At 65.2% G+C, this 12044-nt stretch carries 6 protein-coding genes; all 6 read left to right on the top strand.

The genetic code is table 11. The features are described from left to right. Positions 1-88 precede the first annotated feature (88 nt). Genes bcsP through ACZCWR_RS18305 form a run of 6 tightly spaced genes read left to right on the top strand, consistent with a single transcriptional unit; the run spans position 89 to position 11896 of the window. On the top strand, positions 89-718 hold the full coding sequence (gene bcsP / locus ACZCWR_RS18330) for a cellulose biosynthesis protein BcsP (RefSeq protein WP_487304403.1): 630 nt from the start codon (positions 89-91) through the stop codon (positions 716-718). Further along, complete coding sequence (gene bcsQ, locus ACZCWR_RS18325; protein WP_487304402.1) at positions 715-1503, top strand: cellulose biosynthesis protein BcsQ; 789 nt, start codon at positions 715-717, stop codon at positions 1501-1503. The genes bcsP and bcsQ overlap by 4 nt, the downstream gene beginning before the upstream one ends. Further along, on the top strand, positions 1500-3716 hold the full coding sequence (gene bcsA, locus ACZCWR_RS18320) for a UDP-forming cellulose synthase catalytic subunit (RefSeq protein WP_487304401.1): 2217 nt from the start codon (positions 1500-1502) through the stop codon (positions 3714-3716). Before bcsQ ends, bcsA begins: the two co-directional genes overlap by 4 nt. Beyond that, positions 3716-6178, top strand: a complete 2463-nt coding sequence (gene bcsB, locus ACZCWR_RS18315; protein ID WP_487304740.1) for a cellulose biosynthesis cyclic di-GMP-binding regulatory protein BcsB — start codon at positions 3716-3718, stop codon at positions 6176-6178. The genes bcsA and bcsB overlap by 1 nt, the downstream gene beginning before the upstream one ends. Position 6179: 1 nt before the next feature. Continuing rightward, positions 6180-7349: a cellulose synthase complex periplasmic endoglucanase BcsZ gene (bcsZ, locus tag ACZCWR_RS18310; protein ID WP_487304400.1), complete on the top strand. Its 1170-nt coding sequence runs from the start codon at positions 6180-6182 to the stop codon at positions 7347-7349. Continuing rightward, a complete protein-coding gene (locus ACZCWR_RS18305) occupies positions 7349-11896 on the top strand; it encodes a cellulose biosynthesis protein BcsC (RefSeq protein ID WP_487304739.1) in 4548 nt (1515 codons plus the stop codon). The genes bcsZ and ACZCWR_RS18305 overlap by 1 nt, the downstream gene beginning before the upstream one ends. Positions 11897-12044: the final 148 nt, after the last annotated feature.

Below are 12044 nucleotides of genomic sequence, written 5' to 3'. Positions count from 1 at the left end.
ACGACCGCCGCGACAGACGGCGGCGTCATCGGAAAAGAGTCCGGTTGCATTGGCCAGTAGCACGCAGGGCACACGAGGATGCAGCACCATGAATACTTCGCGCGACATCGAAAAATTGTTCGATCATTTCGGCGGCAATGCCGGTGACTATCAGGAAATCGGCCGGGAGAACGAGGCGAAGAACGCCCGTACACGCTGGCCGCTGCTTGCCACGCTCGATCTTGCTCAGCCGGCGATTCCCGAAATCGTGCAGCGTGGCGAGGTAACGCCGAGACATGCGCCGGTTGCAAGCGAGCCTGAACCGGAAGCCGCGCTGAAGCCGATCTCGCGAGGCAAGCCGCCGCTTTTCGCGCGGGCGCATCGCCGCACGATTCCGCCGGTCGATAACGCCGCGCGCTTCGATTCGCTGAGCGCATCGCGTTTCGCGGCGCTGGCGCAAGCGGTCGAAGAAGAAACGGCTCCGGTTGCCGCGCAAGCGCACGTGCCGTCCATTCCGCGCATCACGGAAAAAACCGTCAGCGCGCCGCGTCAGGAAGCCACGCATTCCATCCTCGGCAAGATGTTTCAGCCGCAAGCGCAGCCTGCCGTGACGCCATCCACGCCGGCGAACAGCGGCGAATCGCTCGACGACGTATTCACGCGCCTGCGGCAAGCCGGCACCGACAACAACCACACCACCAACACCGGCCCGCGCCGCACGTGGGGCTCACGTTCATGAAAGTCATCACGGTAGTGTCCGCCAAGGGCGGTGTCGGCAAGACCACGCTCGCCGCCAATCTCGCCTCGGTGATCGCCTCGCGCAATCGCCGCGTGATCGTGCTCGATCTCGATCCGCAGAACGCGCTGCGCCTGCATTTCGGCATTCCGCTCGACAGCATCGATGGCATTTCGCGCGCCACGCTCAGCCGCGATGCCTGGCAGACCGTGATGTTCGACGGCATCGATGGCGTCACGGTCCTGCCCTACGGCGCGGTGGTAGAAGACGACCGCCGTCGCTTCGAGTCGATCGTGGATGCCGACGCCACGTGGCTCGCGCAATCGCTGGACTCGCTCGCGCTGGATCGCGACGACATCGTGATCGTCGATACGCCGCCCGGCTCGTCCGTCTACACGCGCACCGCGCTCACGGCCGCGAATCTCGCGCTCAACGTGGTGCTGGCCGATGCCGCATCCTACGCCGCCATCCCCGGCATGGAACGCATGATCGATGCGTACGCCGCGCCGCGCCAGAACTTCGCGGGCCAGTTGTACGTGGTCAATCAGGTGGATCAGTCGCGCCAGTTGAGCAAGGACGTGCTCAAGGTTCTGCGCAACATGCTCGGCACGCGGCTGTTCCCCGGCGTGGTTCATCAGGATGAAGGCATCGCGGAATCGCTTGCGTGCGACACGACCATCATCCACTACGATCCGCTCTCGCAAGCCGCCGCCGATCTGCGCGCGTGCGGCGACTGGATCATCGCCGCCATCGATTCGATCTCGGTTTCGTCCAGGAAACAAGCATGAGCGCGCCCCGGATTCCGTCGCCCGAGCACGAGATCAGCGAGAAGAACACGCGTCTAGAACGTTTCGTCGATGCGCGCCTGTGGAGCAACAAGATCGTCGCTGTGCTGATCACGGTGCTGGCCTTGTTCGCGTTTTACTTCGTCGTGACGGTGCCGCTCGCGTTCGGTCAGCAGCTTATCTTCGCGACTATCTGCTTCGTGTCGGCCATGTTGTTCCGACGCTTGCCGGGCCAGTATCCGACGCTCGTGATGATCCTGCTGTCGGTGACGGCATCGAGCCGCTATATGTACTGGCGTCTGACCGAAACCACGTACTGGGAGCATCCGCTGGATGCCGCGTGGGGACTGCTGCTGGTCGCCGCCGAAGTCTACGCGACGCTGGTTCTCCTGCTCGGCTACTTCCAGACCGCGTGGCCGCTCAAGCGCAAGCCGATTCCGCTGCCCGCCGACCGCACGCAATGGCCGACGGTCGATGTCTTCATCCCGACCTACAACGAGCCGCTCTCGGTCGTGAAGCCGACCATCTACGCCGCGCTCGCGCTCGACTACCCGACCGACAAGATTTCGATCCACGTCCTCGACGATGGACGCCGCCCCGAATTCAAGGCGTTCTGCGAGGAAATCGGCGTCAACTGGACCATCCGCACGCATAACCGTCACGCGAAGGCGGGCAACATCAACGAGGCGCTCAAGATCACCAAGGGCGAATACCTCGCGATCTTCGACTGCGATCACATCCCCACGCGCTCGTTCCTGCAAATCTGCCTCGGCTGGTTCTTGCGCGACAAGCTGCTCGCCATGTTGCAGACGCCTCACCACTTCTTCTCGCCCGACCCGTTCGAGCGCAATCTCGGCACGTTCCGCAAGGTGCCGAACGAAGGCGAACTGTTCTACGGGCTGGTTCAGGACGGCAACGACCTCTGGAACGCGACCTTCTTCTGCGGTTCGTGCGCGGTGCTGCGCCGGACGATGGTGGAAGAAATCGGCGGCATCGCGGTCGAAACCGTGACGGAAGACGCGCACACCGCGCTCAAGCTGCACCGCCTCGGCTACACGACCGCGTATCTCTCGATTCCGCAGGCGGCGGGTCTCGCCACCGAAAGTTTGTCCGGCCACATCGGCCAGCGGATTCGCTGGGCGCGCGGCATGACGCAGATTTTCCGGATCGACAATCCGCTCACCGGCAAGGGCCTGAAAATCGGCCAGCGCCTGTGCTATCTCAACGCGATGATGCACTTCTTCTACGGCGTGCCGCGTCTCGTGTTCCTCACCGCGCCGCTGTCGTACCTGTTCTTCGGCGCGCATGTGATCGAAGCGGCCGCGAGCACCATCGCGATTTTCGCGCTGCCGCACATGATGCACGCGAGCATCACCAATTCGCGGATGCAGCGCAGTTTCCGGCATTCGTTCTGGGCGGAAGTGTATGAGTCGGTGCTGGCGTCGTACATCACCGCGCCGACGCTGCTGGCGGTCATCAACCCCAAGCTCGGCAAGTTCAACGTGACGGCCAAAGGTGGGCAGATCGCGAAGGACTACTTCGACTGGTACATCTCGCGGCCCTACCTGTTCCTGTTGCTGCTGAACCTGCTCGGCTTCGTCGCGGGCATCGTGCATATCTGCCTTTACTGGCATGTTCACAGCGAAGTGCAGACGACCGTGCTGAACCTCTGCTGGACGGTCTACAACATGCTGATTCTCGGCGCTTCCGTGGCGGCGGCAAGCGAGCGCAAGCAGGTTCGTTCGACGCATCGCGTGACCATGAAGATGCCCGTCATGCTCAAGTTCTCCACGGGCCGCACGCTCGCCTGCGAGACGCACGACTATTCGGAAGGCGGCGTGGGCGTGAAGCTGCCGAACCAGATCGAAGTGCCGATGCACGAACGCGTGACCGTCTCGCTCTTCCGCGGCGATGAGGAATACGCGTTCCCCGCGACAGTCGGATTCTCCGAGCCTGGCCGCGTCGGCCTGCGCTTCTCGCAACTCACGCGCGAGCAGGAATACGACTTCGTGAAAACCACTTTCGCGCGCGCGGACGCCTGGACCGGATGGTCCGAAGGCCGCCGCCCGGATACGCCGCTGCGCGGGCTGTCGCATGTGCTGCTGGTGGGCACGCGCGGCATCGCTGGCCTCTTCGAGCACTTGTACAGCGACCTTCGGACCTGGACTCAAAAAAGTCCGGTCGATGCGAACAAGCTGAAAACCAAAGATCAATGATGGGCAACGTACTCAAGACATCGCGCGTCGACGACGCCGCCGGCAAGCACGCGCCGCGTTTCAGCGAAAGACCGCTGTGGCGCGCGCTCGCCGTGCTCGCTGCATTGCAGACGGCTTTGGCCGCGCCGCTCGCGGTCGCCGCCGAGGCCGTGCAACAAGCCACGGGAGTAGGCAATGTGCCCGCGCCGAGTCCGGCAGTCACGTTCAACCCGGTGAGCATCGCGCAGCCCGCGCTCGCCATGCCGGTGCCCGCTTTCTCCGGCAAGCCCGCGCAGCCGCTCAACGCGCGCGTGCCGACTACCGCCGATCCGGGCACGCTGGTGCCGGGCGGTCGTCGTCAGACGCTTTCCTTCGCCGATTACGGCGCGCTCGATCCGCTGCAACTGCGCGGCACCGATGGCCAGAACGGCATCGCGTTCTCGGTGCGTGGCGACGAAGTGGTGACGGCGGCGGTCCTGCATCTGATCTACAGCTATTCGCCTTCGCTGCTGCCGTCGATCTCGCAGTTGAAGGTGCTCATCAACGGCGAAGTGGCGGCGACGCTGCCGGTGCCGCGCGATCAGGCGGGCACGCTCGTGGCGCGCGATGTGGCCATCGATCCGCGCTTCATCACTGAGTTCAACCATCTGAACGTGCAGTTGATCGGGCATTACACGCAGCAGTGCGAAGATCCGTCGAACTCCACGTTGTGGGCGTCGGTCAGCAACGCGAGTTCGCTCGATCTGACCTATGCGGCGATTGCCAGCAAGCCCGACCTCGCCGCGATGCCGCAGCCCTTCTTCGACCGGCGCGACGTGCGCCGTCTGGAACTGCCGTTCGTGTTCGCCGGCAAGCCGAGTTTGCCGACGCTCGAAGCCGCGGGCATGGTGGCGTCGTACTTCGGCTCGCAGGCGGGCTATCGCGGCGCGATCTTCCCGGCGCAGACCGACAACGTGCCGCTGTCGGGCAACGCCGTGGTGTTCGCCATCGGCGATGCGAAGCTTGCGGGCGTGGACATTCCGCCAGTGTCGGGACCGACCATCGCCGTGCTCGACCGTGCTGCGGACGCGCGCGGTCGCCTGCTCCTCGTGCTCGGACGCGACGAGAACGAACTGAAGGTCGCTGCGAAATCGCTTGGCGTCGGACAGAACACGCTGTCGGGCACGAGCGCGACCATCACGCAATTCAACGACCTGCAACCGCGCCGTCCCTACGATGCCCCGAACTGGCTGCCGAGCGACCGCCCGGTGCGTTTCGGCGAACTGGCCGAAGCGCAGGATTTGAGCGCCCACGGCTACGATGCGGACGCCGTGCGCATCAACCTGCGCGTGCCGCCTGACCTGTTCATGTGGCAGACCAAGGGCGTGCCCGTCGATCTCGGTTATCGCTATACCGTGCGGCCCGCGCCGGATCGTTCGTCGCTCAATATCAGCGTGAACAACGGTTTCGTGCAGTCGCTGCGGATTCCTGCGGTGTCCACGTCCACCTTCGATCTCGGCCAGTACTTCAGCCGTGTGATGCCGGACAAGACCGTGGCCGCGCGCCGCGAAGTGTATTTGCCGCCGCTGCTCATCACGCCGCGCGCGCAGTTGCGCATGCACTTCTATTACGACATCCCGAAGACCGGCGAATGCACGGGCCGCGTGCTGGATAACGTGGTCGGCGCGATCGATCCGAACTCGACCATCGATCTGTCGAGCTTCCCGCATTACATGGCGCTGCCCGATCTCGCGGCGTTCGCCAATGGCGGCTTCCCGTTCACGCGTCTGGCCGATCTCTCGCAGACCGCCGTCGTGCTGCCGAACGATCCGAACCCGGCCGACTACAGTCTGTATTTGCTGGAAATGGGGCGGATGGGCGCATCGACCGGTTATCCGGTGACGGGCGTGACGGTGACGAGCGCGAACGACGTGGACCGTTTCGCCGACAAGGATTTGCTGATTCTCGGCTCGCCCGGACGTCAGCCCTTGCTGCAACGCTGGGCGAAGAACATGCCCTTTTCCGGCGACGGCGATGCCCGCACCTTCCAGCTTTCCGATGTCGGTTTCCGCGTGGTCGACTGGTGGCACGGCGAGCACGGTCCCGAGCGCGCGCCGGTGCGCGCGGACCTCTCGCTCGTCAGCGCCAGCGGCGATGCGCTCCTGACCGGCTTCGAATCGCCGCTCAAGACGGGCCGCAGCGCCGTGGCGCTGATCAGCGCGGCGGGTCAATCGGACGCGGACCTGTCCGCCGCCCTGCTCGACAACGATCTCTTGCCGTCGATTCAAGGCGCGATGGCGGTGATCCACGGCCGCACCGTCACCGTCACGTCCAATGGCGAGGCGTACTACGTCGGCCAGCTTTCGCCGATGCACTACATGCGCTGGGCGCTCTCGGCGCACCCGATTCTTCTGGTGCTCTCCGCCGTGCTCGCCGCGCTCGTGTTTGCCGCTCTGTTTTACCGCGTGCTGCGTTCGGTCGCTGCACGGCGTCTGAGGGATTGATATGCGGGCTGCCACCGCCAGCGTTTTGACCGGAGCCATCATCGCCGCATCGTCGGCAAGCGCGCAGGCCGCGAACGTCGCCCAGCAGTGCGACTGGCCTGCGTACCGTCTGTTCATCGAACGGGTCGTGCAGGCGGATGGCCGCGTGCTCGACCGTTCGACCGAAGCGCAGCAAACCACGTCCGAAGGCCAGTCGTACGGCCTGTTCTTCGCGCTCGTCGCGAACGACCGCGCGAGCTTCGACCGCATGCTGTCGTGGACGCGCGCCAACTTGTCCGCCAGTCAGTTCGATGCCGCAAACGTTCGCCTGCCCGCGTGGCAATGGGGCAAGCGCGCCGATGGCTCGTTCGGCGTGATGGACCCGAACCCGGCTTCCGATTCGGATTTGTGGATCGCCTACGATCTCTTTCAGGCCGGACGCCTGTGGAAAGAGCCGTCGTACACCAAGCTCGCTTACGCCATGGCGACGCAGATCGTCAAACAGGAAGTCGTCGATCTGCCCGACCTCGGCGCGATGCTGCTGCCCGGCCCGCAAGGTTTCCGCACCGGCGACGTGACGCGCCTGAACCCGAGCTATCTGCCCTTGCCGCTTCTGCGCGGTCTCGCGCACGAGATGCCCGACGGTCCGTGGACGAAGCTCGCGAACAACGCGCAACGGCTCGTCAAGGTGACGGCGCCACGCGGCTACGCGCCCGACTGGGCCGCCTATCAAACGAATCAAACAAGCGCGGGCGGCCAGTTCGTCGTCGATCCGAAAAATGGCGATGTCGGCAGCTACGACGCCATCCGCGTCTATCTCTGGGCCAGCATGACGCCCGCCAGCGATCCGCTCGCGCGCGGCTGGCTCGACGCGCTTTCCGGCATGCGCCAGAGCGTCGCGCAGAACGGCTTCCCGCCGGAAAAGGTTTCGACGATCACGGGCACGCCGACCGGCGAAGGTCCGTTGTCCTACTGGGGCGCGCTCGCGCCGTATTTCAAGGCATTGAACGACGAACACGGTCTCGGCCTCGCGCGCGCGCATCTGGCCGCGCTCGATGCGCCGGTGAGCGTGGGCCGCGAACCGGTCTACTACGACCGCGTGCTCGGCTTGTTCGGCGGCGGTTTCGTCGAGGGGCGTTATCGCTTCGACGACAACGGCCGCCTGGTCCCGAACTGGAGAAGCGCATGCTGATGCGAGTCAGGAAACGCGCATTGGCGCTTCACGTCGCGGCGGCGCTCGCCACGCTCACGCCGGTTGTGGCATCGGCGCAGACGAGCGATCCGTTGCAGGTGCTCATCGATCAAGGCAAATACTGGCAGGCGCACAAGCGCGGCGATCTCGCGGAACAGGCGTGGCAGAAGGTGCTGCGCGTGAATCCGCAGCAGCCGGATGCGCTGTTCGGCATGGGCATGGTGCTCGCGGACCGCAAGGACGGCAGCGGCGCGCAGCAATATCTCGCGCAGTTGCGGCAGGTCGCGCCTAGCTATCCAAACATCGACGAACTCGGGCGGCGGCTGGGCGAAACCAGTTCGCGCGATCAGACCGTCAACGATGCGCGCCGTCTCGCGCAGAGCGGACAAAGCGCGTCGGCGGTGCAGGAATACAAGCGCGCGATCGAAGGCAAGCCCGCGACGCCCGGCTTGCAACTGGAGTATTACCAGGCGCTCGCCGCCACGCCGCAAGGCTGGGACGAAGCGCGTCGCGGACTCGAACAGCTTGCGCGCCAGAATCCCGACGATCCGCGCTATGCGCTGGCGTATGCGCAACATCTGACCTACCGCGATTCGACGCGGCGCGATGGCATCGACCGGTTGGCGAAGCTCGCGAATGACAACACGGTTGGCGCGACGGCGCGTAAAAGCTGGCGTCAGGCGTTGTTGTGGCTCGGCGCGCGGGCATCCGATGCACCGCTGTATCAAGCCTATCTGCAAGGCTCGCCGGATGACGCCGCCGTGAAAGCGCGCTTCGATTCGATGGTGCAGCAAGACAGCGCGGCCCGCGAACGCGCGCAGGCGGATTCCGTCGTCAATGCGCGCGGACGCACGGTGGCCGAAGGTTTCGCGGCGGTGGATCGCGGCGATCTGGTGGCGGCGCAGGCGCGTTTCTCGTCGGTGCTCGCCAGCAACCCTAACGATGCCGATGCCCTCGGCGGGCTCGGCGTCGTCGCGCTCAAGCAGGAGCATTTTTCGGAAGCGCGCAATTATCTCGAACGCGCATCGCGGGCGGGAAATGCCGCGCGCTGGAAAGACGCGCTCACCAGCGCGACCTACTGGACTTACACGAGCGATGCCATCGGCGCGCGCAGCAACGGGCAGATCGCGCAGGCGAAGGCGCTGTTCGAACGCGCCATCGCCGTGAATCCGTCGGATGTCACCGCCCAGACGCAACTCGGCGAAATGCTGCTTGCCAACGGTGACCCGCGTGGCGCGGAGCAGGCGTATCGCATGGCGCTGCGGCGTCAGGCCGACAATCCCGATGCGATTCGCGGGCTGGTCGGCGCGCTCGCGGCGCAAGGTCGCGGCGATGAAGCGCTCGAATTCGCCAATCGCCTCAACACGGAACAGCAGACGAAGGCGGGCGGCATCAACAAGCTGCGTGGCGAGGCGCAGGCGGCACAGGCGCGCGCCGCCGAAGCGCGTGGCGATCTCGGCACGGCGCGCAGTCTCTTTGAAGACGCATTGCTCAACAGTCCCGACGATCCGTGGCTGCGGCTCGATCTCGCGCGCATTTACGTTCGGCAAGGCGCGGTGGGCAACGCGCGCAGCATGATGGACGGCCTGCTCGCGACCCATCCCGACATGACGGATGCGCTTTACGCAAGCGCGCTGCTTTCCGCCGAAACGCAGGACTGGTCGGCGGGACTCGCGCAACTCGATCGCATTCCGGCGGCGCAGCGCACCGCTGCGATGAGCGGGCTGCAACATCGTTTGTGGGTGCAGCAACAGGCCGAACTTGCGACGCGTGCGGCCGCAGCTGGCCAAAATCAGCAGGCGTTCGCGATTTTGCGCCGGGCCGAACCGGTCGCCGTGGGCAATGCGGAACTGACGGGCGCGGTGGCATCGGCGTATGTGAAGGCGGGTGATCCGTCGCGCGCGTTGGCGCTGATTCGTGGTGCAGTCGCCAATGCGCCGAACGATGTCGGCCTGCAATTGCAATACGCGGGCATTTTGTCGGCGACGCATCAGGACGCGGAACTTGGTTCGGTGATGCGACGCCTCGCCGCCACCTCGCTGACCACGCAGCAGCGCCGCGACTTCGACAATCTGAACGTGGGTATCGTGATCGCACAGGCGGATGCGGTGCGTCAGCGCGGCGATCTCGCCGCTGCGTACGACGTGATTTCGCCGTGGCTCGCATCGATGCCGGACAACGCCGATCTGCAAGCCGCGCTGGGCCGCATGTACACGTCGGCGGGCGATGATCGCAACGCGCTGACGTGCTATCAGACGGCGCTCGCGCGTCGTCCGGATGACATCGCCTTGCAGACGGCGGCGATGTCGGCGGCCAGCGGCGTGCGCGATTTCAAGCTGGCGGAAACGCTCGCGAATCAAGCGTACGAAGCCGCGCCGAACGATCCGGGCGTGCTCGCCGCGATCGGGCGGATGTATCGCGCAGAAGGCAAGCTCGACCTCGCCGCGCAATTCCTGCAACGCTCGCTGGTTGCGGCCAATACGCCCGCGATGGCGGCGGGCGGCGGCCAGAACAGCCGCGTGCCGCGTGACTGGCAGGCCGCGATGAACCGCATCGGCGCGATGCCGCTGCCGGGCACCAATCCGTTCGAAGGCAGGACCGCCGTCGATACGACCGCTGCTTCGTCGCTCACGGCGAACAGCGCGAATGTGTATCGACCCGCCACCACACAGACTTATCCGCAAGCCGTGCCGACCTATCTGCCGCCCAATCAGCCCTATCAGGCGCCGTATGTCGCGCCTTACTCCGCCCCGTCGATGGCTCCCGGCGCGCCGGCCAATGCGCCGCGCTCGGCTGCAAGCGGGGGTTATGGCGGCGATGCGTATGGTTCTGCGCAAGCCGGTGGCTACGGTGCGGATTCATACGGTGCTGCGCAAGCGGGCGGCGCACCGCTCCAGCCGTATCCGGGACAAGACGCGAACGGTTATCCCGCGCAGCCGTATCAGCAGCCCTACGCACAACAGCAAGCGCCGATGTACCCCAGCGCGCCGCCCGACGGCTACAACAATTCGCCCTGGCCGATGTCCCCCGCCGCCCGCGATGCACAGGCCAACGCCTACGCACCGCCGCCGGTGTCGAAGCGCAAGAACACGAAGGCGGCGCAGCCTGCTTATGCGTATGGCAACGCGCCGCAGCAACAGTATCAACAACCGTATCCGCAACAACCGTATCAGCAGCAACAATACGCACCGCAATACGCGCAACAGCCATACATCCCGCAGCCGCCCGCCGGATACGGTCAGCCCTACTACCCGCCGCAACCGCAAGCCGCCCAGCGCGCGGCATCGATCGGTGCGTCAGGCATGCCCGCGCCCGTAGCCAGTCCGCCAAGCGTGGGCGTCGCGGAAGAACTCGCGGCGATCAATCGCGAACAGGCGAGCACGGTGTCGGGCGGCGTCATCTTCCGCAATCGCAACGGCGAAGATGGCCTGTCGAACCTGACCGATATCGAAGCGCCGATCGAAGGCCGCATCAAGGCGGGCAACGGACATATCGTCGTGCGCGCGACGCCCGTCACGCTCGATGCCAGCAACGCCGGCAACACGCCCAACACGCTGGCGCGCTTCGGCGCGGGCACGAGCAACGGCGCGGGCACGCCCGGCAACACGGCCACGCTGAGCAACGATTTCGGCTCGCAGACGGCGACCGGCGTGGGCCTGTCGCTCGGCTATGAAAACCGCAACATTCAGGCCGATGTCGGCACCACGCCGCTCGGCTTCCGGCAAACGAACGTCGTGGGCGGATTGCAGTATCAGAACGCGATCACCGACAAGGTGTCGTATTCGCTCGCCATCGCGCGACGCGCGGTCACCGACAGCCTCTTGTCCTACGCCGGCGCACGCGATGCAGGCGCGGGCCTCGAATGGGGCGGCGTCACATCGAGCGGCGCACGCGGCGATCTCGGCTGGGACGACGGCACCAACGGCGTCTATGTGAACGCCGCGTTCCAGTTCCTCGACGGCCACAACGTCGCGACCAACACGGCCGAAAAGGGCGGCGGCGGCGTCTATACGCGCATCATCAAGGATGCGGACCAGACGCTGACAGTCGGCGCGAACACGACGCTGATGCACTACGACAAGAACCTTTCCTACTTCACGTACGGGCAAGGCGGTTACTTCAGCCCGCAGCAGTACGTGATCCTGAATTTCCCGGTCGAGTACATGGGCCGCACGGGCATGTTCAGCTATGACGTGAAGGGTTCGATCGGCGTGCAGCATTATCGTCAGGATGCGTCGAACTACTTCCCGACCGATGGCGGCCGTCAGAACACGGCGTCCGGCTCCACGCTCAATCCTGATTCGGGCGCGGTGTATCCGGGTTCGAGCAAGACGGGCGTGTCGTATTCGCTCAACGCGACGGGCGAATATCAGCTCGCGCCGCAGTTGGCGTTCGGCGCGACGGCATCGTTCGGCAACGCGTATCAGTATCGCGAATGGCTGGCGGCGGTTTATGTGCGCTATACGTTCACGAAGCAAGGCGGCGTGGCGCAGCCGGTGTTTCCGCCGCAGGCGTTCAGTTCGCCGTATTTGTCGATGGCGAATTAAAAGGACAGCGGCGATTTCGTTTGAAAGTCGCCGCTGCCCCTGCAGTTTCCCAACTGTCCGCAATCGCTTCGAATCCCCTTCCTGTTTGCGTGAACCGTTCGCCGCGCCCTTAGCGACGGCCTTCACGCATTCTCAAGCACGCTCTGCA

It is taken from the genome of Caballeronia sp. A2-2 (genome assembly GCF_057612605.2).
This window is presented reverse-complemented; position numbering and strand designations above follow the sequence as displayed.

What these genes read in the sequence shown, in the direction of transcription:
- bcsP (WP_487304403.1), top strand. Translation starts at nt 89, where the DNA reads ATGAATACTTCGCGCGACATCGAAAAATTGTTCGATCATTTCGGCGGC.
- bcsA (WP_487304401.1), top strand. Translation starts at nt 1,500, where the DNA reads ATGAGCGCGCCCCGGATTCCGTCGCCCGAGCACGAGATCAGCGAGAAG.
- bcsZ (WP_487304400.1), top strand. Translation starts at nt 6,180, where the DNA reads ATGCGGGCTGCCACCGCCAGCGTTTTGACCGGAGCCATCATCGCCGCA.
- bcsB (WP_487304740.1), top strand. Translation starts at nt 3,716, where the DNA reads ATGGGCAACGTACTCAAGACATCGCGCGTCGACGACGCCGCCGGCAAG.
- bcsQ (WP_487304402.1), top strand. Translation starts at nt 715, where the DNA reads ATGAAAGTCATCACGGTAGTGTCCGCCAAGGGCGGTGTCGGCAAGACC.
- ACZCWR_RS18305 (WP_487304739.1), top strand. Translation starts at nt 7,349, where the DNA reads ATGCGAGTCAGGAAACGCGCATTGGCGCTTCACGTCGCGGCGGCGCTC.